We start from the raw sequence: 19,873 nt of genomic DNA, 5'->3' as shown, positions 1-19,873 counted from the left end.
TGATCACGTTCTGCCTCATACTGGCACGCGACTGTGCAGGCCGATGATCTCCCGCGCCTCGTCGGGCGACGCGATCTCCCGGCCGAGCAAGGTGGCGAGCTGCACCGCCTTGTCGACCAGGCGCGCGTTGCTGTCCGCCAGCTCCCCCGGACTCAGGTACGGGTTGTCCTCGTAGCCGACCCGGATGTGTCCGCCCATGCCGATCGCCATGGCCAGGATGTTCCAGTGCCGCTCAGGGCTCATCACGCTGACGTTCCAGTTCACTCCGGCAGGCAGCGAGTCGACCATGAACTGCAGCGCTCGTTCCTCCGGAGGTGTCCACGACCCACCGTCCCAGTCGACGAAGAGGGTGGTCCAGACCGGCTCGGGCAGCAGGCCTTCGCCTTGGAGGCGGCGAAGGTTCCACAACGCGCCGGTGTGGAAGGACTCGACCTCGATCTTCACGCCGTGCTCGGCGGTCACCTTTGTGTACTCGCGCAACTCCTCCAGCGGGTGCAGCGAGTAGATGGCGTTGGGCGGGTACGACGGGTCGGGCTGGAAGTACTCGTCATGGGAGTTGAACGCCACCGACATCATGTCCGGCCCGAGCTTCATCAGCGGGACGCGATCCTCGAGCCGGGCGCCGGCGATGCCGTACTGGATGATGCCGTCCGTCCGGTCGCGGATGGACTGTGTCATCTCCTGCCAGCCCGCGACGTCCAGGCGGCTGAGCTTCTTCCCGTCCTCCTGGATCTCGGCCTCGAGCGCCCTGATGCCGTGAAGATGCGCGATGGAAGCCCCCGCGTCGAGACACCGAACGTACTCGTCCGCGATGGCCACGGCGTTCTCGCGCGTCGAGGGCAGACAGTAGTGGTTCGCCGGATACGAGACCCGCGAGTCACAGGCGGCGGTGATGATCAGCTTGTCCATGGGTTCCTTCTGTCCTCTGCTGGCTCTCGCAAGATGTCCCGCTCAGTGGGACATTGTCCCAAGAACGTACTTCGATGATCGGCTACTCGTCAATCCCCCGGATGTCGTTCACACCTGGCGCAGCGGCGTACGACGTCCTGAGCTCACCAAGACCGTCGACGAACACGGTCACGGAATCGCCGTCGGCGACCGCCACACCTCGAGCCTTGCCGACTCCGGCCGGCGTGCCGGTGAGGATGACATCTCCCGGCAGCAGACCCACGACACCGGAGACGAAGGCGAGCAGATCCTCGATCGAGTGGTGCATCGACGAGGTGACGTCGTCCTGGACGAGCTCACCGTTGTGTGTGGTGCGGATACGGAGCCGCCCTGGTTCCCGAACGTCCGATCGCCGCACCACACCCGGCCCGAGCGCCGAGCCGCGGTCGAACGCTTTGGCGGCGAACCAGTCCACCTGGAAGCGGTCGGCCAGGACAGACGGCTGGAGATCACGCGCGGACCCGTCGTTTCCGATCGTGTACCCAGCGATGTACGAACCGGCAGCTTCCGGCCTGATGGACCGGCCGGACTTGCCGACGACGACGGCGAGCTCGCCCTCATAGTCGAAGAAGCTCGAAATCGCCGGCAGGTCGACCGTCGACAGGTGTCCCACAAAAGCCGACGGAGGCTTGAGAAAGATCGCCGGACGCGGCGGGCTCGCACCGCCCGCCTCGGCAGCATGGGCCGGGTAGTTCTGCGCGACACAGAACACTCGCGCACTGTCGGTGATCGGCGGCAGCAGCGACGCGCGCTCGACGGGTATCGGAGCGCCCTCGGCGGGCAACTCCGCGTCACCGGCCCCCCAGCGTTCCACACACTCGACCCAGCTCGCGTCGCTTAGGCCGGTCGGCACGACCTGACCTTGATCGAGAACACCGATCTCCGGTTGCCCGGAGCCGGCGAAACGCACCAGCGCCAACCCCATGTAGCCCACCTCTCCGCCTTTCTCGAGGTCCGGGCGGACCCCTCTGACAGCCACGTAACGACCTCTTGACAGCCGTGTGACCCGAACCATACGTTGTGGGACAGCGTCCCGGCAATCGGGACACCGGGGGCAAGAGTCGGGGAACTGTCCCCCACGGTCTTGGAAGGAACGACGACAATGGTCCGATCTCGCTGGGCGCGCGTCGCCGGCGTACTTGTCGCGGTGGCGGTGGCAGCCAGTGGTTGCAGCCAGCCGACCAAGCCGGCAGCTCAGAGCAGCGCTGCCAATCTCGTCAAGGTGCGGGGCCTCTTCGCGAGCGCCTCGAACAATGTGCCGATGATGGTGGCCGCCGAGAACGGCTACTGGCGCGAGCAGGGCCTGGACGTGAGCGTCCAGGTGCTCGACACCGGCTCCGCGATCGCCACCGCCCTCGTCACGGGCGCAGCCGACATCGGCGCCGGCAACGCCACCTCCAGCATCCCGCTGTCGCGTGCCGCCGGGAACGATTTCGTGCTGGTCGGGCCGTACCACAACAACCCGCTGGTGGTCGCGGGCACCGAGCGGGTGGCCATCATCGCGGGGAAGGACTCCGGCGTCCGCGCCGGCGATCCGCGCTCGCTGATCGGCAAGTCCGTCGCCGTCACCGAGGGAAACACGAACGAGAACTTCTTGCGGGCCTACCTCAAGGCGCACGGGATGTCGATGAAGGACGTCAAACCCGTGAACATGGCATATCAGGACATGCCGACGGCTCTCTCGCAGGGCAACGTCGACGTGATCGTCCCGATGGAGCCGGGAGTCAGCGAGGCAATCCGCAAGCTGGGCGACGACGCGATCGTCCTGCAGCGAGGTGGGCCGTACGGGTCGAGCGTCGTCGGTGTGATGGTCACCGACAAGTACCTGTCCGAGCATCGGGACGTGGTCGAGAAGTACGTCCTCGGGGTCTGGGAAGGTGTCAAGTTCACCCGGGAGCACCCCGACCAGGCGGCGGCACTCGCGCAGCGGTACATCTCCGGAGTCAACGTCGAGGACGTCACCTCGGGACTCGAGCAGATGCGCTCCGAGTTCGACCCACGCATCTCGCCCTGCACGGAGAAGGCCGTCATGGGTGAGGAGGAGAGGTTGATCGCGGACCGCAGCATGAAGGTCGCCAAGCCCCTGCCGTACGACGACATCGTGGCCGCGGACTTCATCAACGGCGTGCTCGCGGACAACGAGGCCCTCACCGAGGGACTGGCGCCGCTGCCCACCGACGTGTCCGAGTGCAAGTGAGCGGGGGTACGGCGATGACGCGACAGACGAGTCTGGTGGCGCCGGCCAGGCAGGAGGGGGCCGACATGGTGCCGACGTCCGATTCCGCGCGGAAACCGCTACTCGAGGCCATTGGTCTGAGCCACGAGTACGTAGTACGCGGCTCCAAGGTCACCGCGCTGGATGACGTCAACCTGACCATCCGCGAAGGCGACTTCGTCACCATCGTCGGCCCGAGCGGATGCGGCAAGTCCACCCTGGCCGGCATGTTCGCGGGACTCATCAAGCCGAGCCGGGGCCAGGTGCTGTACGACGGGAAACCGATCGACGGCCCGTCCCGCGAGCGCGGGATGGTCTTCCAGGAACTCGCCGTACTCCCCTGGCGGACCGTGACCGACAACATCGCTCACGGACTCCAGATCGCCGGCGTACCGAAAGCCGAGCGCAATCGGCGGGTCGCCGAGCTCATCAAGCTGATCGGGCTCGAAGGCTTCGAGAGCAAGTACCCGCGCGAGCTGTCGGGAGGCATGCGCCAGCGGGTGGCGGTCGCCCGGACCTGGGCGCCCGAGCCACCGGTGATCCTCATGGACGAACCGTTCGCGGCCGTCGACGCGATCACCCGCCTCACCCTTCAGGAAGAGTTGATCAGGCTCGCCAAGACGACGCAGCGCACAGTCGTCTTCATCACGCACAGCGTGGACGAGGCCGTCTTCCTGGGCGACTACGTCGTGGCGATGACCGCGCGGCCCGGGCGCGTACTGGAGATCGTCCCGGTGAACCACCCGCCCGGTCAGCGGACCTGGGAGGCCATGGCCACCGACACCCGGCTCCAGGAGATCGTCTCCCACGTCTTCGAACTCGTGCGTGGCCGGGCTGCCCCGCCCGAGACTGGGAAGCAGGCTCAGCGATGACCGTGACGACCGCACCTCTGACCACGCGGGGCGACGGTGGGCAGCGGGCAGCGTTGCACCGGTTCCGTGTGTCGGGCCGACCGCGCGTCTGGCTCTTGCAGGCCATCCCGTTCGCCGTTCTGCTCCCGCTGTGGCAGTTGACCGCCGAGAGGATCGACGACGACACCATCGTGCCCGGCCCGGCCCGGGTCGCCGATGCCGCGGCCGAGTTGGTCACCCGGGGAATCCTTCCCGCCGCCGCGCAGAGCAGCTTCACGACGTTGCTCATCGGCACCGGAATCACCGTCGCAGTGGTGTTGCCCTTGGCAATCCTGCTCGCCTTGAACACCACAGCCGCGGGGCTGATCCAGCCGATGGTCCGGTTCATCAGCAACGTCCCCGCCATCGCCCTCATCCCGTTGTTCATCGTCTGGCTCGGATTCACCGAGAAGGCGGTGTACGCGACCCTCGTCTACACCGCGGCGATCCCACTGCTGTTCTCCGCCATGACCGGCGTACAGAAGATCCCGCAGGTGTACGTGAACGGCCTGAAGCCGCTGGGCGCGGGCACCCTGCACACGATCCGCGCTGTCTACCTGCCTGGCGCGACACCCGGCATCGTCGTCGGCATCAGGCTCGCGTTCAGCTACGGCTGGCGCTCCGTCGTCGCCGGCGAACTCATCATCGGCAGCGGCGGCCTGGGCGAACTGCTGTCCCGTGCACGCTCGACCAACCAGATCGACGAGATCGTCGCGGTGATGATCGTCATCAGCATCCTCTTCCTGGTCATCGATCGACTGTTCCTCTTCCCCTGGGAGCAGATCGTCGCCGGCCGATGGTCATCGCTCTGAGGGGGCACGACACCATGAGTACGACGACTCTCGTGAACGTCTCATCGGCCGTCAGACGGTCGGCCTGGACGAAGACCGCGGCATCACTGCTGATCATGCTGGGCCTGTGGATCCTGGCCACCACCGTGCTGGGAGTTCCGGCCTTCACTCTGCCGTCGCCCGCAGCGGTGACGAGTGCGTGGTGGGAAGCGGCCTCTGGTGGTGGCCTCTTCTCCGACATCCTCGTCAGCGCAACCCGGTTGCTGCTCGGCGGCGGCGCGGGCATCGCGACCGGGATCGTCCTCGGCGTCCTGGCCGGGCTCAGCGGCGCCGTGCGGGTGTCGCTCGAGCCGCTGGTCAACGCGATGTCGGGAATCGCCGGCATCGCCTGGATCCCGCTCGCGCTGGCCTGGTTCGGAACCGGCCTCGCGATGTCGACCTTCGTCATCTGGAACGGAGTCTTCTTCGTGGTGTTCGCCAACGCCGCGCTGGGTGTGTCCAGAGTGCAGCCGTCGTTGGCGCAATCGGTGCGGACGATGGGCGGCGGACGATGGGAGGTCCTGCGGACTGTGATCCTCCCCGGTGCGCTGCCGGACATACTCACCGGCGTCCGCGTCGGTCTGAGCTTCGCCTGGCGCGCACTGATCGCCGCCGAGCTCCTCGGCGCGCCCCAGGGATTGGGACAGTGGATCAACCGGGCTGCCCTCAACCAGCGGTCGGACCAGATCCTCGCCGGCTGCATCACGGTCGCCGTACTGGGAGTCTTCCTGGAACGCGTGACGGTGTCCCTGATCGCCAAGCACACCGTGGTCAAGTGGGGCACCATCACCGACGCGAGCGGAAGGGGCGGTCGATGACCAGGCGAATGGCGCTGTCCCGCATCATTTTCGGGATCCTGCTCCTGGCGCTCCTGTACGGCGGTCCGCACCTCTACGGCCGCGCGACGGCGGCCGACAAGCTCGCTGGCTGCCTCGTCGGCACCACGAGTCCGCAGAACGTCGTCGTGCAGCTTTCCTACGTCCCAGGACCGACACAGCTCGAGGACCTCCAGCGCTACGGCCGATACGGCGGCAGCCACGGCAACCTCCAAACCGTCGTACTCCTCGACGTCCCGCCGCAGAACGTGACCCTGCTCTCCCAGCTCTACTGGGTCGACCGAGTCGACGCGGAGAACGGATGCTGACTTCCGTGGACGCCATGTCCCTTCCGACCTACTCCCAACTGCTCGATCGACAGGACGGGCAGCCGCCAGGGTCGTCGTGGGGTGTTTTCGGCCCGGACGACCACCTGGGATCGTTGAACCTGCTCGGCCAGGACGAGGCCCGGGCCGCGGCAGGTCTGGTCCGTCGAGGAACGGTCTTCAGCCTGGACTACGAGGCGAACGCGTTCACACCGCCCGTGTCTCCCAACCGGCGGCCGGTCCAGCACACCATGCTCTCCCGCCACGACGGCTGTGTCCGCGACGACCGGCTCGACGACTACTACCTGCAGGTCAGCTCTCAGATCGACGGCCTCCGGCACCATCGGCATCCCGTCCACGGTTTCTACGGAGGTGTGACCGACGACTCGATCGCAGTCGGCTCACCGGCACTCGGAATCCAGCACGCCGCCGCGAAGGGAATCGTCGGTCGGGGCGTCCTCCTGGACGTCGCACGCCACCTCGCCGCCATCGGGCAGCCGCTCGATCTGCGCAGCGCCGAAGCGATCGACACAAGGACCCTCGACGATGTCGCGGCCGCGCAGAACGTCGACCTGCAGGCCGGCGACATCCTCCTGATCCACACCGGCTGGGCCCGGCACGCAATCGAAGAGCTGACCACCGAGGAGAAATCCGCGCTCTCGACCACCCGCCAGTTCTGCGGCCTGCGACAGTCCTCCGAGACGCTCGCCTGGATCTGGGACCACCACTTCTCGATGGTGGCGACCGACACCGTCGCGGTCGAAGTGATGCCGAGCGTCCCCGACTCCCCCTTCCACGGCAACGTCGGCCGGATGATTCACCCCGAACTCATCGCCCTCCTCGGCATCCACCTCGGCGAACTCTGGAGACTGCACGAGCTGGCCGCGGACTGCGCCGCCGACGGCGTCTACGAGTTCCTCCTGACCGCAAAACCACTCAACATCCTCGGCGGCGTCGGCTCCCCACCCAACGCCCTGGCCATCAAGTGACGCCCGCCCGGTACAGCGCACCTGATACCCGGCGACGCACACAACCCTCACACACCAAACCCGCTCAACCGTTCAACCTCAAACGTGTGGCCAAGGTGTGTGTTCCTCGTCGGACACGCACCTCAGCCACACGGTCGGCGATCGGGTCGACCTCCACATCGACAGTCTTCTCAGCCGAGCCTTCGCGGCCGCGGCCGCGTTGCACTGCTCACGCAGTTCCGCCGGTTCATCGAGCCCTTCCGCTTCCGACGCTCGGCTGCCTTGGCTTGATCGCTCCCTCGCCCATGGGCTCGCCAACCGCCGCCGTCGATCCGGAGGGAGTGGAGCTGATCCTGGAATCCAACGCGGATCCGGCGGGGAAGGCGTACCAGGAAGCGCTGTACAACCAGGGCCAGCCCGCCACTCAGTTCCTGGTCAGCGACGCCCCGGCGGAGCACGATCGCTTGACCGCACAAGGCGTGAAGTTCACGGTGCGGTCACATCCGCCACCGGCTCCGTCATCGCCGTCCTTGACGATGCCTGCGGCAACCTGATTCAGCTCACCCATCTCACCTGGGGCTGAGGCACCTACTGCTCGACGCTGGTCAGATCGAGCCAGGCGACGCCGACGGAGACCGCGACAGATGGATGAGCCCGATCCGCATGGCCGCTGACAGGAGTTCACCGTGGCCCATTCGCGGGGAGCTCATCGCTCCTTAACGGCGGCGGACTCACCCACCCCGACCTGAAGTAAGGAGAGCCGGATTAGCCCCAAGCCGGGTCGCGACCGGTCAGGCCGAGGATCCGGTCGAGCATCGGTGCCGAGTCCGGTACGGCGACTTCTGGTCCATAGACACCCATCTGCCGACCAGACCCCGCCTGCTTCGCCGTCTCGTCGTACAGATAGATCAGCAGTTCCTCGTCGAAGGACAGCTCCTGACCGGTCGCCCGGGCGAGATCCCACCCGTGGACGACGAGCTCGACCAGCACCATCCCACCCACCAGCGCACCTGGCAGCTCTTGCCCACCCATCTGTGTCACGCCCTGCCACGCCTCGGGCTCACTCCATGCTGCCGCGGTCCGGCTCAGCGCCTCGAGATCGTTCCCGATCAGATCCACCTCCGACTCGGCAGCTACGGGCGGCAGCACGGACTGCTTGCGCGCGGCCCCTTCCAGCGACGGAGCCCAGAACAACAGGTGATTCATCAGCCGTTGTACGTCGTACTCCGCACACGGGGTCCGCGCACTGAGCTGATCAGGCTTGATACTGCGAACGATCGCAGTGAAGGGCGCCGCCGCGCGGGCCATGAGCTCAACCTCAGACATGCCCCGACAGTAGGGCGGTCGCCCACGCGACGTCTTGAACAAACGCGACATCGGTGACCGCCGTTGACCGGCAAGGCTGGTCCACGACAGTGTGATCTGTGGATGGGCGAATAGCCTGCCGGTGTGTCCCGGGATCCGCGTGAGCTGAGGAGTGCGTGGACGACGTACCAGCGCCACGCCTACCCGCAGCCGTCGCCGGACCTGGCCGCCTATGTGCAGCGATACTGGATCGTCACCTGGGACTACGCCGAGCCGTATCGGCAGCTGATCGTTCCCTACCCAGTCGTGCACCTGACGTTTCTGGAAGGGCGCGCGACCGTGAATGGCGTCTGCAGCAAGCATCAGGTGAAGGTGCTGAAGGGGTGTAGTGGAGTGTTCGGCGTCGAGTTCCGTCCGGGGTGCTTCCGGCCGTTCCTCGATGCCGCTGTTTCGACGATCACGGACCGGGTGATCGATGCCCGTGAGGTGTTCGGACCCTGGTTGCCGGATCCTGTCGACGTACCCTCTGTCGAGGCGTTCCTGCGGGCGCACCTCCCCGAGCCGGATCCGCGGGCTCAGGAGGTGGCCGACATCGTAGTGCGGGTGGCGGCGAAGCCCGAGATCACCAGGGTCGACGAACTCGCCCGCAGTTCCGGCCTCAGCGTCCGGCAGTTACAGCGGCTGTTCGCCGAGTACGTCGGGATCGGGCCGAAGTGGGTGATCCGCCGCTACCGGCTGCACGAGGTGACCGAGCGCCTGGCCGCCGGCGGCGAAGTGGACTGGGCCGACCTGGCGTGCCAGCTCGGCTACGCCGACCAGGCCCACTTCACCCGCGACTTCAAGTCGATGTTCGGCGAGTCCCCAGCTCGCTACGCGGAACGCTACTGACGACACCTGAATCAGGAACCGATCGCCCGGCTGTCCTTCCCGGAGCCGAGTGAGAACACCACCTGGCTCGAGCTGTTGGGTCGCGGGCCGGTGGGTGCTGGATCGGCGGTCGTCGGCCGTGGAGTCGGGGTGGTACGAACTGCGGACACCGGTGCTGTGGGGTCGCAGTACTGCCGGGCGTCTGTGGTGTCGTACATGCCAGCGTTCAGCATGTCGAAGAACCGGTCAACTGGAGCCCGAATCCGACGGAATCCCCCAGCGACGGGTAGTACTGTTTCGGCGGATTAAACGCCTGCGGCGTACTCGTGCTGCCCGCCCGGCCACTTCCGGCGAGTCGCAGGCGCGACTCGACATTGCGAAGTCGAACGACTGAGCTTGGTCAGTCCTGGTGGAGGTTGATCAGGTTGCCGCACGTGTCGTCGAAGACCGCATCCGTACCCCCATAGTCCCTCGCAGCGGGTTCGGCGACGAACGCCACGCCGTTGGCCTTGAGCCGTTCGGCTTCCCGCCGGCAGTCGTCGGTGCGCAGCGACATCATGGGCCGGCCGATTGCCCGGCTGGCCCGCTGGAACGCCCGCGCCGGGTCGTCGGCCAGGTGCAGCGCCAACTCGAATCCGTCGGGGTCCTCGGGTGAGACCACCGTGAGCCAGCGCTCATGGGGGCCGTAGGGCGCGTTGGTCTTGACCTGGAGGCCGACCACCTCGGTGTAGAACCGCTCGGCCTTGTCCTGCTCGTCGACGTAAATGCTCGTCAGCCCGATGCGCATCGGTCCTCCTCCTTCGGAGAGTCTCGCCTCGGATATATCTGACTTGGGTATATCTAAATGGGACTGTATGCTGTTCCCGTGAGTTCTGTCAACCCCGTTCCGTCGCTCACTCAGGCCGGGTTTCTGGTGCTCCTGGCCCTCGCCTCAGGCGAGGCCCACGGCTATGCCGTCATGCGGTTCGCGGAGCAGACCACTGACGGCAGGATCCGATTGCCGCCAGGCACGCTGTACCGGACGATCTCCCGGTTGGCGGCCGACGGACTCGTGGAAGAGGTAGAGGGACAGGACGCCGACGCTCCCCACGACGCCAGACGCCGCTACTATCGGCTCACCGAACTCGGCCAGCGTGCCGCAGAGGCGGAAGCCGAGCTCATCTCGCGGCTCGCCCGAGCGGCCTCAAGTGTGGGACTGGCGAAGAGAGGCACAGGGACGTGAGCAAAGCATGGGACCGATCGCTCTGACACCCCACCTCTTCGTCCAGCACACAGACGATGCAGTGGGCTTCTACGAGCGAGCTTTCGGCGCGGTCGAACTGTTCCGCAACACCTTGCCCGATGGCACAGTCCTGTTCGTCGAGCTGGCCGTCGGGGCGGGCCGAGTTCTCATCAGCGAGGAGACACCTTCGCTGAACGCCCTCGCCCCACCGACGATCGGCGGGTCTCCGGTGCTGCTCCACCTCGACGTCGACGACGTCGACGCGGTGGCAGAGCGCGCGATCGATGCCGGAGCGGTCGTCGAGATACCCGTGCAGGAGATGTTCTGGGGAGAGCGATACGGCGTCCTCGCAGATCCCTTCGGACACCGATGGGCAATCTCCACCGCCCGCGAAGAATTCACCCCCGACGACATCACCTCGCGCACGCCACCCCAGGTCTAGCGACTGGCTCGCGCGGCCGGGCCCTCTCAACCAACCAGGACTCTCCGACTCGCGGCGGTTCGACCGGTCTCACTGGCTTGTCGGCCGGCGCTCGGATGGGCCCTCGAACGCGCTGAGGCCGACTCGTCAGCACCCACTTCGTCTGAAGGCGGGGTCACGACGGCAGGGCGAGCCTGGACTGGCCGCGAACGCGACGGGCTGGGCCCGGTCGGTCGGGCGAGCAGGTCGACGCAGACCTCACCGTGCAAGTGGCCGCCGTGCTCGCCCAGGCACTCGCAGCGCAGACTGCAGACGTGACCTGGTTGGCCGCTTGACCTGTTGCGGCCCAGGAAGAGGAGAACAATCGTGTTCGCGACCCTGCGACTCAACACCTACGACCCCGAGAAGTTGGCCGCCGCCAACCAGATGGCAGAGTTCGACCGGGTGCACGCCGCCCAGCCAGGTTTCGAAGGCAGTGTGAGCATCGACCTCGGTCAGGGGCGCCGCTTCGTCGTCAACCTCTGGGAAACGAGGAGGCCATCCGGGCGGGACAGCAGGTGCTCGTGAATCATGCCCAGCGGATGCTGATCCCGCTCATGTCTGCCCCGTCACAGTTCGTCGGGGCGGGGCCGGTCGGGTCGACCAGGTGCGCGTCCTCGCACCGGACCGCTGGCTCCCTCGGGCAGCCGGCGAGCTTGGGCTCGATGGATCAGACCTTCTCGGGCTCGAGCTCCGACTCGAGCGTGGCGTCCGGGCCCTCCTGGTGAAAGAGCGCGCTGGGCCACCACATGAATCGTCCGACGTCCAGCGTGAGCGAGGTGACCAACACCGAGCGCACGATCAGTGTGTCGAGCAGCACGCCCAGTGCAACCGTGATGCCGAGCTCGGCCGCGAAGACCAGAGGCAGCGTGGCCAGCACCAGGAACGTGCCCGCCAGCACCATGCCAGCCGCTGTGATCACGCCGCCGGTCGCGCGCAGGCCGATCAGGGCACCACTACGCGTGCCGGACCGTTTGCTCTCCTCGTGGACCCGCGTCATCAGGAAGATGTTGTAGTCGATACCAAGCGCCACGAGGAACACGAACGACCACAGCGGGTACGACGGGTCGGCGCCGTCGAAGCCGAACACATGGACGAACAGCAGCGAGCTGATCCCGAGTGCGGCGAAGAACGAGAGTACGACGGTGCCGAGCAGCAGCAGCGGGGCGATCAGAGCCCGGAGTAGGACACAAAGGACCAGGAAGACGACGAGCAGCACGAGCGGGATGACCCGCTTGTTGTCGGTCGACGCCGCCTCGAGCATGTCTAGTGTCTGCGCCGAGTTGCCGCTGACCAGTGCCGATCCGTCGACCGCGTGCACGGCATTGCGGATCTCCTCGACCGTGTCGCGGGCCTCGTCCGTGTCGCCGCCGGCGGTCAGGTTGGCCAGCAGCATCACGGTGCCGTCGGCGAGCTTGGGCTGCCCGTTGGCAGGGTCGAGGAAAGGATAGACCTGCGGATCGACACCGGGGACCCCGGCGATCGCGGTCGTCACCGGCTCCGCCTTGGTGGAGTCAGCGAAGACGATGACCGGGCTGCCGGTGCCGGCGTCGAAGTGGCGGGCGAGGGTCTTCTGGCCCTGGACCGACTCCGGCTTGTTGATGAAGGCGGCCTCGTTGGTGAGCCCCGTGGCGTTGAGGCTCAGTACGCCGAATGCGAGCGCACCGAGGGCGAGCGCCGTACCGACCCAGATCTTCCGCGGACGCCGCGCGAGAGCCGTGCCCACGCGGGCCCAGATGGAGTCCTGGGTGTGGTCGGCGGAGCCGAAGCCGGGGCGCGCCGGCCAGAACACCCCGCGACCGAAGATCAACAGCAGCGACGGCAGCAGCGTGAGCATCGCGGCCAAGCCGACGAGCACGCCGATTGCGCAGACCGGACCGAGGCTGGCGGTCGGCGTCATCGTGGCCACCACCAGGCAGAGCAGGCCGATGCACACCGTCACGCCGCTCGCGAAGACGGCCGGACCGGCGCGGTGGAGAGCGATGGCCATCGCCTCGTGCTTGTCCGGGTGGCGGCGCAACTCTTCCCTGTAGCGGGCGACGAGCAGCAGCGCATAGTCGGTCGCGGCGCCGAAGACGAGCACCGGGAGGATGAACAGGGTCTGGCCGTTGACGGTGACCCAGTCGAGGGCGACCAGGCCACGCACCAGAGCCATGGCAACCGTCATGGCGAAGACTGCGGACAGCACCGGGAACAGCCACAGCACCGGGCTGCGATACGTGAAAAGCAGCGCGACGATGACGACCAGGCCCGCGATGAGCATCACCCAGACGTCCCCGCCGCTGAAGGCCGCCATGAAGTCGGCGCCGGTGCCTCCGGGGCCGGTCACCTGCATCCCGAGGCCATCAGGCAGGTCGCCACGCGCGGCCCGCATCTGCTTGACGACGTCGAGCAGCGTCTCCCACCCGCCCGTGCCGGGGTCGATGTTGATCGTGGCCGTCGCGGCCTGACCGTCCCTGGACAGCTGGTAGTCCGCCAGCGCGCCAGTCGTCGGATCTGCGATCGGCTCGACGTTGTTGACGTGCTCGAGCTTCCTGAAGCTGTCAATGGTGGCCTGGATGGCCTGCCTGTCGGCGTCGGTGATCCCCGACGTACGCTCGTAGACGAGCACCGTCGGCGCCTGGTCGGGCGGGAAGAACTTGCCCGTCGCGTCGATCGCCCTGGTCGACTCCGCGTTGCCCGGTAGCCAGGCCGCGACATCATTCTCCTGCACCTTCGACAGCTGGCCGGCGAACGAGCCACAGCCCACCAACAGCACCACCCAGGCGGCGACGATGACCCACTTGGCCGTGGGATGCGTGACCAGTCGAGCCAACGGCCCGGGGATGCCCGACTCACTCATGATCAAATCCCTCCGCGTCGCAGATGTCTTCCTGCATGTACGACGTTTCAGACCTGCGTTGCGTGACATTGACAGCGGCCATTGCCGGCCGACAAACCCCTCCCGTCCCACGCGGCGCGCAACATCCGTGCAACATCTCGCGGAGGCCTGCGGGAGTGGGCGGCGGCTCTCCGCAGGCCCGACGGGGTGGAGCGGCGCGTCATTCCGTTGCCCAGGAACGGAGCTTCTCGGGATTGCGCACGGCCCAGATATGGGTGATCCGGTCGCCCGCGACACCGAACGCCAGCACCACCACGGTGACGCCGTCTTGCTGCACGACCAGGCCGGGCTGGCCGTTGACCCTACGCTCCAGGAACGTCAGGTTGCCGGGCGCCCGGCCGGCGACATCGACGGCCAAGCGCGCGATCTGCTCGCCGCCTTGGATCGGGCGGAGCGCGGCGGTGACGAGGCCGCCGCCGTCGCCGATTGCGGTCGCGTCGGGGTCGAGCAGGCCGATGAGGGCGTCGATATCTCCCGCCTCCCAGGCCTGTTTGAAGGCCCTGACGAGGTCGGCGCGCCGGGCTCCCGAAGTCGCCGGAGTCTGCGACACGCGGAGCCGGCGGCGGGCCGACACGGCCAGCTGGCGACATGCCGCCGGCGTACGGCCGACGATCTCGGCAACCTCGGCGAAGGGGTAGCGGAATACGTCGTGGAGGATGAAGGCGACCCGCTCGGCCGGGGTCATCGATTCGAGCACGACGAGGAAGGCCATGCTGACCGACTCGTCGAGGGTGACTCGGTCGGCCGGGTCCGCCGTGATGCCGCCCGGCCGGCCGCTGATCCACTCCGTAGGTTCGGGCAGCGGCTCGGGGAGCCATTCGCCCACGTAGCGCTCCCGCCGGGCGCGTGCCGAGCTCAGCAGGTCGAGGCAGATGCGACTGGCGACCTTCGTCAGCCAGCCGCCGGGCGATCCGATGGCCGTCTGCTGCTCGCGGGACAGGGCGTACCAGCGTGCGTACGCCTCCTGCACGGCATCCTCAGCCTCGGCCAGCGAGCCGAGGAGCCGGTAGGTGAGGTTGATCAGCCGACGATGCTCGCTCATGATCACGCTCAGACCTGGATCGGCCAGGCCGCCTCCTGGCCCGGATTGGGTGGTCATGGTCTCGCCGGCTTCCCTTTAGTCGCAGCTGCCCTCACCAGTTCGACGAGACAGCGCACCGAAATGTGAGGCCGGCGCTTGACCATGTTGGTGATCCGGGCCAGGGTCGACGGCGCGAGGGTGGCTCCGGCGATGCCCATCAGCCCCCGAGCGGCGATGGGCGTCTGTGGGCTGGTGGAGTAGGCAGCGAGCACGAGGCGATGCCGAAGAGGGCACCCCCGATCAGCAGCAGCTTGCGGCACCCTATCTGACGCCGCAACGTCCGACCTCGAGGACGCGCATCACAGCGGTGCACGCAGGTACCGCAGGCCGGCAACCTGACCAACTGGTGCGTTGGCACCAGTCAGAACCACGCCGGTAGGCCGGTTCGCGGGACCACGTACGAAGGTGATCGTGCATCCAGGCAGCGCCACTCCGACGGTGTCCTGGCTGACCTCGGAGACGGAGAGTCCGAGTACACCCGCCAACCCAATCCCGGAGCGCAGCGAAGAACCGCGCCGCCAGCTCCTGGCGTTCCCGGCGGTCCGCCTCGAAGCGAGGCCGCCCGACGTCCATGTGGCGTCGCGCGCGAACTGCGAGTTGGCGGCAGGCTGCCTCCGAACGGCCGACGGCATCTGCGACCTCCGGAAGGCCGAACCCGAACACCTCCCGCAGCACGAAGACCGCCCGTTCGAGCGGGGTCAGCCGCTCGAGCAGCAACAGGGCCGCCATCGACACCGAGTCCGCCAGCTCCGCCGACCGCGCCGGATCGTCGTACGGGTCGTTCAGCAGCGGTTCGGGGAACCACTCCCCCACGTACTCCTCCCGCCGGGAGCGCGCCGAGCGCAGTACGTCGATCGAGACGCGCGTGACCGCGGCCGCGAGGAAGGCCTTGGTCGACCTGGTTTGCGTCCGGGGAGGCCTCGAAGCGCAGCCAGGCGTCCTGCACCGCGTCCTTGGCCTCGCCCACGCTGCCCAGAATCCGGTAGGCGATCGCGAACAGCAGCGGCCGCAGCTCCTCGAACTCGTCGGTCCGGGTCACCCCAACTCTTTCTCGAAGCCCTGGCGCCACGATGGGTAGCGCAGTTGCCAGCCGAGCTCCCGTTTGGCCTTGGCATTGGAGAAGCCACGCCCCTCGGTCATCATGCCCACGACCATCTCGCCGGCGAGCAGTCGGGCCAGCCACTTGGGGACCCGCCGCGGCGGTTTGGCCCCGGCGCACTTGGCGAGGTAGGGCAGCCACTCGCTGACCGGTGCCGGTTCGTCGTCGACGATATTGAACACACCCCTCGCCCGCTGCTCCACCGCGAGGACGGTGGCGCTTGCAGCGTCGTCGAGGTGCACCCACGAGACGTAGCCGGTGCCGCCCCCGACGAGGGGATACAGGCGCTTTCGCACGAGCTCGACCTGGTCGTCAGTGGCGCCGGGTCCGTAGAACGCGCCGTACCGCAGGACCGCTCCGCCGGCGTTGACCACCACGTCCTCGAGGTGGCTGATCGCCTTCGTTCCCTCGATCACCTCGAGCGGGTCCTCCTCGGTCTTGACCCATCCGCCTGTGCGGATTCCGTTCATGCTGGCGTGGCCCTGCGCGACGACGTGGGAGACGCCGGTCGCCTCAGCCGCGGCCAGCAAGTGGTCGATCCCTTCGCTGCGTAGCCGGTTGGTACCAGCGAAGAAGCGGTCGGCCTTCCTCAAGTTGGGCTTGCCGGCGTGCGCCACGGAAAGCGCCGTCATCTGATTCACAATCGCGTCCGGCCGAGCCGCGGCCACCGCCTCACCAACCGATGCCGCATCCAGTCCGTCCATCACGACCCCATGCGCGCCCAGTTGGGCCAGCAGCCCCAGCTTGCCCGCGCTCGTCGTCGTCGCCGTGACCTGGTGGCCACGCGCCACCAACTGCGGTACCAATCGCCGCCCCAGAGCCCCGCTCCCGCCTGCCACGAACACTCGCACGGCTATCACCTCTCCCTCTTCCACAGTCTGTCTCTGACACCGAGACGACATACCCGCCGCCATCTGTGACATGCGGAGCGAAGAACGTGGGAGAAGCTCCCTGGCGACTGATGGCCGGATACCAGTACCAATCGCCATGTCACATTCCGGCGGACTGCATCGTCGTACCAGTGAGAGCAACCACACCAGCCGGCACCTTTGCCGTACAGCAGCAAACTCGAAGGAGGTGAATCCAATGCACCAGGTCCTGATTCGGCCGAAGCCGATTCGAACGCTCAGGCGCAGGCGCCCGGACGGCCTCGATCTTCGTACACCGTCGGGTCGGCTACTTCCGTTCTGATTTCACCTGGACAAGCACACGACCATGAATCTCCGACTACACATCCATCACGTCCTCACCGGTGGCTGGTGCGCCGACATCGACGACGACCACGACCGCCAACCCGACGATCCTTACTGGTGCGTCGACCATTGGCCAACGGTGCAGGAGGCGATCACCGCGGGGTGCCACCAGCTGGCCAGACTGTCCGCCACCCTCCAGTCCACCCACCGGCTGGCGCGCATGAGCGATCGACACGACCTGCTTGAAGGATGCCCACCGATCTGATCCCCCGATGGCTGATCGTTCGAGTTCATCCTTCGCCGTACGCCGGTGCTCACGCGCTTCGCAGCAGCCCTGTGGACGCACCGGCGGTGCCGCTAACGGCTCGGGAGCGATCGTGGTAGCCCGAACCAGGGGAGCACGCTCTTGTCGAAATGGGTCATCGCGTAGATCCGGTCGCCGGTGAGGGTGAGGACGTAGAGGCCGGTCCCATGGCGCATGCCGCTCGGGGCGCGCAGGTAGGCTCCGAACGCCGGCTGACCGTTGGCGCGCGTCCGTACGAGGTCGAACCGGCGCCCCGAGTCGAAGATGCTGGCGCAGAAGCGCTCGGCGGCATCTCGGCCCTCGTACTCGAAGGGCATCGGCGGCATCGAGATGAAGGCGTCGTCGGTGAGGAGGGCCACCAGCGCGTCGAGATCGGCGGACTCCCACGCGCTGACGAACCGCGCCACGAGCACATCCTCGGCCGGCGAGTCGGCGCCGGGCGGCGGTTCATGCTCGGCCGCCGGCCAGGAACGCTGCAGGCCGGCGCGCGCCCGTTTGAGGGCGCTGGTGACCGATTCGACGGTCGAGTCCAGCATCTCGGCCACCTCGTTGGCGTGGAATCCAAGGACGTCGCGCAGTATCAGCACGGCGAGTTGGCGAGGCGGCAGAGTCTGAAGGGCAGTCACGAAAGCGAGGGAGATGGTCTCGGTCTGCTCATAGCGGGCCTCCGGGCCGAGCGGTACGGCGGTCGCACCCTCGAGCAGGGCGTCGGGGAACGGCTCCAGCCAGACGATCTCGCCGAGCCGGGTCGGCTCGGGCGGTTCAACTTTGGGCACGTTCCACTCCTTGGCGGGTCGCCGGCCGGCGGAGCGACGCTCGTTCAGGCAGCGGTTGGTGGCGATCCGGTACAGCCAGGTGCGGACCGAGGAGCGGCCCTCGAAGTTGCCGAAAGCTTGCCAGGCGGCCAGCAGCGTTTCCTGCAGGATGTCCTCGGCGTCCTGGATGGAGCCGAGCATCCGGTAGCAGTGCACCTGCAGCTCGCGGCGGTACGGCTCGGTCAGCTCCCGGAACGCGTCGCCGTCCCCGGCCCGCGCCCTTGAGATCAGTTCGGCTGTCACGCGCTCACCTTCTCCTCGCATCTGGTCGTACTTCCATCCTGTACAGACACCGGCACAGCAGCGAACTGGGCGCTTGAGGTGCGCCCAGTTTCCCGCGCCGCGGTGTCTGCATCATCGACGGTTCGGACGACCGGGCCGTCCGACGGTTGGCGAAAGGACCCAGAGATGATGCTGAAGGACAAAGTTGCGGTGGTCTACGGGGCCGGCGGCGGGATCGGCGGTGCGGTGGCGCGCGCCTTCGCGCAGGAGGGCGCCAAGCTCTTTCTCACCGGGCGCGACCTGGCAGCGGTCGAGACAGTTGCCAAGGACATCGTTTCCGCCGGCGGATCCGCAGCGGCGGCAGAGGTTGACGCTCTCGACGAGCAGGCCGTGGAGACGCATCTGCAGTCGGTGATCGACACGGCGGGCCGGATCGACATCTCGTTCAACGCGATCGGAATCCCGAATGCGCGGATCGTCGGTCTGCCCTTGACCGAGCTGGATGCCGAGCGCTTCTCCCTTGCGGTCACGACCTACCTCACGTCGTACTTCCTGACCGCACGACTGGCGGCGCGGCGAATGATTCCGAACGAATCCGGGGTGGTCATGACCGTCACCGCGCTCCACTCGCGGACGGGCATCCCCCTGGTCGGAGGCTACGGTCCGGCCCAGGCCGCCAAGGAGGCACTCACTCGTCAACTGTCCGCCGAGCTCGCACCGCACGGCATTCGCGTGGTTGGCCTGCGACCACAGGGCATGCCGGAAACACGCACGATCAAGGACGCCTACGAGCCTCGCGCGAAGGCATCAGGCATGACCTGGGATCAGTGGCAGGAGCTGCTCGCAGCCAGAACGCACCCGCGACGCCTGATGACGCTCGAGGAGATGGCGGCCGTGGCGGTCTTCATGGCATCCGACAAAGCAAGCGGGATGACCGGAACCACGGTCAATCTGACCATGGGCAGCCTGGACGACTGACGGAGACCGCTGTGTCCACCAGAACACACACGAGCAAAGCAATCGTTCTCCTCCTGTCCAACACGGCGCATTTCATGGTCGTGCTCGATGTTCGCGACCGTGCACGTCGCCCCCTCGATCCAGCAGGATCTTGGCGTCGGGCAGCGCCCCTGCAATGGATCGTCATCGCGTACGGTCTCATGCTCGGCGGATTTCAGCTCCTCGGCGGCAGGTTGGCCGACCTACTGGGCCCTCCAGGGGCTCGGGGCGGCGCTCATACCGCCGGCCGTCCTGACTATCCTCGCGGTGACATTCCAGGAGGGCGCCGAACACAATCGCGCGCTACGGACCGTCGGCGCCGTTGCTGGGATCTCGGGCGTCGGTCAGAGTAATCGCAAGTGGTCTGCTCACTACGCGCAATCGTGGAGAAGCCAAGCGACTCGTAGGGACGGCGCGGTGCCGGGTAGCCGTCTTC

22 protein-coding genes and 1 pseudogene are annotated in these 19,873 nt (G+C 67.3%); 13 read left to right on the top strand and 10 right to left on the bottom strand.

Features of this window, described 5'->3' with window-relative positions:
• Positions 1-15 precede the first annotated feature (15 nt).
• Positions 16-909, bottom strand: coding sequence for a 3-keto-5-aminohexanoate cleavage protein (locus ACIBL3_RS39740; RefSeq protein WP_396359143.1), 894 nt, complete (start codon positions 907-909; stop codon positions 16-18).
• Between the two features lie 82 nt (positions 910-991).
• The gene (locus tag ACIBL3_RS39735; RefSeq protein WP_396359142.1) at positions 992-1,927 is read right to left on the bottom strand and encodes a fumarylacetoacetate hydrolase family protein; all 936 of its coding nucleotides are present in this window, start codon (positions 1,925-1,927) and stop codon (positions 992-994) included.
• Positions 1,928-2,050: 123 nt separating this feature from the next.
• On the opposite strand from ACIBL3_RS39735, the gene ACIBL3_RS39730 reads away from it, so the two are divergent.
• The 7 genes from ACIBL3_RS39730 (at position 2,051) to ACIBL3_RS39700 (ending at position 7,546) form a co-directional block, all read left to right on the top strand.
• Positions 2,051-3,145, top strand: a complete 1,095-nt coding sequence (locus ACIBL3_RS39730; RefSeq protein ID WP_396359141.1) for an ABC transporter substrate-binding protein — start codon at positions 2,051-2,053, stop codon at positions 3,143-3,145.
• Between the two features lie 14 nt (positions 3,146-3,159).
• Positions 3,160-4,035, top strand: a complete 876-nt coding sequence (locus ACIBL3_RS39725) for an ABC transporter ATP-binding protein (RefSeq protein ID WP_396359140.1) — start codon at positions 3,160-3,162, stop codon at positions 4,033-4,035.
• The gene (locus tag ACIBL3_RS39720) at positions 4,032-4,865 is read left to right on the top strand and encodes an ABC transporter permease (RefSeq protein ID WP_396359139.1); all 834 of its coding nucleotides are present in this window, start codon (positions 4,032-4,034) and stop codon (positions 4,863-4,865) included. Before ACIBL3_RS39725 ends, ACIBL3_RS39720 begins: the two co-directional genes overlap by 4 nt.
• 14 nt (positions 4,866-4,879) lie before the next feature.
• A complete protein-coding gene (locus ACIBL3_RS39715) occupies positions 4,880-5,701 on the top strand; it encodes an ABC transporter permease (protein WP_396359138.1) in 822 nt (273 codons plus the stop codon).
• Positions 5,698-6,027, top strand: coding sequence for a hypothetical protein (locus tag ACIBL3_RS39710; RefSeq protein ID WP_396359137.1), 330 nt, complete (start codon positions 5,698-5,700; stop codon positions 6,025-6,027). The genes ACIBL3_RS39715 and ACIBL3_RS39710 overlap by 4 nt, the downstream gene beginning before the upstream one ends.
• Positions 6,021-7,013, top strand: coding sequence for a cyclase family protein (locus tag ACIBL3_RS39705; protein WP_396359136.1), 993 nt, complete (start codon positions 6,021-6,023; stop codon positions 7,011-7,013). The genes ACIBL3_RS39710 and ACIBL3_RS39705 overlap by 7 nt, the downstream gene beginning before the upstream one ends.
• 284 nt (positions 7,014-7,297) lie before the next feature.
• A complete protein-coding gene (locus ACIBL3_RS39700) occupies positions 7,298-7,546 on the top strand; it encodes a hypothetical protein (protein WP_396359135.1) in 249 nt (82 codons plus the stop codon).
• Between the two features lie 211 nt (positions 7,547-7,757).
• Here ACIBL3_RS39700 and ACIBL3_RS39695 read toward each other — a convergent pair whose 3' ends face one another.
• On the bottom strand, positions 7,758-8,318 hold the full coding sequence (locus ACIBL3_RS39695; protein WP_396359134.1) for a TIGR03086 family metal-binding protein: 561 nt from the start codon (positions 8,316-8,318) through the stop codon (positions 7,758-7,760).
• 123 nt (positions 8,319-8,441) lie between these two features.
• Between ACIBL3_RS39695 and ACIBL3_RS39690 the strand changes: the two genes are divergently transcribed.
• Positions 8,442-9,185 carry a helix-turn-helix domain-containing protein gene (locus tag ACIBL3_RS39690; RefSeq protein ID WP_396359133.1) on the top strand — a complete coding sequence of 248 codons (744 nt, stop codon included), beginning with the start codon at positions 8,442-8,444 and terminating at the stop codon, positions 9,183-9,185.
• Positions 9,186-9,564: 379 nt separating this feature from the next.
• Here ACIBL3_RS39690 and ACIBL3_RS39685 read toward each other — a convergent pair whose 3' ends face one another.
• On the bottom strand, positions 9,565-9,951 hold the full coding sequence (locus ACIBL3_RS39685) for a VOC family protein (RefSeq protein ID WP_396359132.1): 387 nt from the start codon (positions 9,949-9,951) through the stop codon (positions 9,565-9,567).
• A gap of 78 nt (positions 9,952-10,029) precedes the next feature.
• Between ACIBL3_RS39685 and ACIBL3_RS39680 the strand changes: the two genes are divergently transcribed.
• From ACIBL3_RS39680 to ACIBL3_RS39670, 3 genes are all read left to right on the top strand, one after another.
• Positions 10,030-10,386 (top strand): PadR family transcriptional regulator, encoded by a 357-nt coding sequence (locus tag ACIBL3_RS39680; RefSeq protein ID WP_396359131.1) that lies wholly within the window; start codon positions 10,030-10,032, stop codon positions 10,384-10,386.
• A 7-nt stretch (positions 10,387-10,393) separates the two neighbouring features.
• On the top strand, positions 10,394-10,828 hold the full coding sequence (locus tag ACIBL3_RS39675; RefSeq protein ID WP_396359130.1) for a VOC family protein: 435 nt from the start codon (positions 10,394-10,396) through the stop codon (positions 10,826-10,828).
• A gap of 345 nt (positions 10,829-11,173) precedes the next feature.
• The gene (locus tag ACIBL3_RS39670; RefSeq protein WP_396359129.1) at positions 11,174-11,374 is read left to right on the top strand and encodes a hypothetical protein; all 201 of its coding nucleotides are present in this window, start codon (positions 11,174-11,176) and stop codon (positions 11,372-11,374) included.
• A gap of 142 nt (positions 11,375-11,516) precedes the next feature.
• Here the strand turns inward: ACIBL3_RS39670 and ACIBL3_RS39665 are convergent, their stop codons facing one another.
• The 5 genes and pseudogenes from ACIBL3_RS39665 to ACIBL3_RS39645 form a co-directional block, all read right to left on the bottom strand.
• Positions 11,517-13,688 carry an MMPL family transporter gene (locus tag ACIBL3_RS39665; protein ID WP_396359128.1) on the bottom strand — a complete coding sequence of 724 codons (2,172 nt, stop codon included), beginning with the start codon at positions 13,686-13,688 and terminating at the stop codon, positions 11,517-11,519.
• Positions 13,689-13,887: 199 nt separating this feature from the next.
• The gene (gene sigJ / locus ACIBL3_RS39660; protein WP_396359127.1) at positions 13,888-14,769 is read right to left on the bottom strand and encodes an RNA polymerase sigma factor SigJ; all 882 of its coding nucleotides are present in this window, start codon (positions 14,767-14,769) and stop codon (positions 13,888-13,890) included.
• Between the two features lie 300 nt (positions 14,770-15,069).
• Complete coding sequence (locus tag ACIBL3_RS39655; RefSeq protein ID WP_396359199.1) at positions 15,070-15,537, bottom strand: sigma factor-like helix-turn-helix DNA-binding protein; 468 nt, start codon at positions 15,535-15,537, stop codon at positions 15,070-15,072.
• 232 nt (positions 15,538-15,769) lie between these two features.
• Positions 15,770-15,847 (bottom strand): annotated as a pseudogene (locus ACIBL3_RS39650) (hypothetical protein); the annotation flags it as partial.
• Positions 15,844-16,758, bottom strand: coding sequence for an NAD-dependent epimerase/dehydratase family protein (locus tag ACIBL3_RS39645; protein ID WP_396359126.1), 915 nt, complete (start codon positions 16,756-16,758; stop codon positions 15,844-15,846). The gene ACIBL3_RS39645 and the pseudogene ACIBL3_RS39650, both read right to left, overlap by 4 nt.
• A 364-nt stretch (positions 16,759-17,122) precedes the next feature.
• Here ACIBL3_RS39645 and ACIBL3_RS39640 point away from each other — a divergent pair, with 364 nt between their 5' ends.
• Positions 17,123-17,365: a hypothetical protein gene (locus ACIBL3_RS39640; RefSeq protein ID WP_396359125.1), complete on the top strand. Its 243-nt coding sequence runs from the start codon at positions 17,123-17,125 to the stop codon at positions 17,363-17,365.
• Positions 17,366-17,457: 92 nt separating this feature from the next.
• Here the strand turns inward: ACIBL3_RS39640 and ACIBL3_RS39635 are convergent, their stop codons facing one another.
• On the bottom strand, positions 17,458-18,462 hold the full coding sequence (locus ACIBL3_RS39635; protein ID WP_396359123.1) for a sigma-70 family RNA polymerase sigma factor: 1,005 nt from the start codon (positions 18,460-18,462) through the stop codon (positions 17,458-17,460).
• 165 nt (positions 18,463-18,627) lie between these two features.
• Between ACIBL3_RS39635 and ACIBL3_RS39630 the strand changes: the two genes are divergently transcribed.
• On the top strand, positions 18,628-19,419 hold the full coding sequence (locus ACIBL3_RS39630) for an SDR family NAD(P)-dependent oxidoreductase (RefSeq protein ID WP_396359122.1): 792 nt from the start codon (positions 18,628-18,630) through the stop codon (positions 19,417-19,419).
• The last annotated feature ends 454 nt before the right edge of the window (positions 19,420-19,873 follow it).

The sequence above is a fragment of the Kribbella sp. NPDC050124 genome (genome assembly GCF_044460355.1).
GTDB lineage: Bacteria > Actinomycetota > Actinomycetes > Propionibacteriales > Kribbellaceae > Kribbella.
The sequence above is the reverse complement of the archived record's forward strand: the minus strand, read 5'-3'. Positions and strand labels throughout refer to the sequence as shown.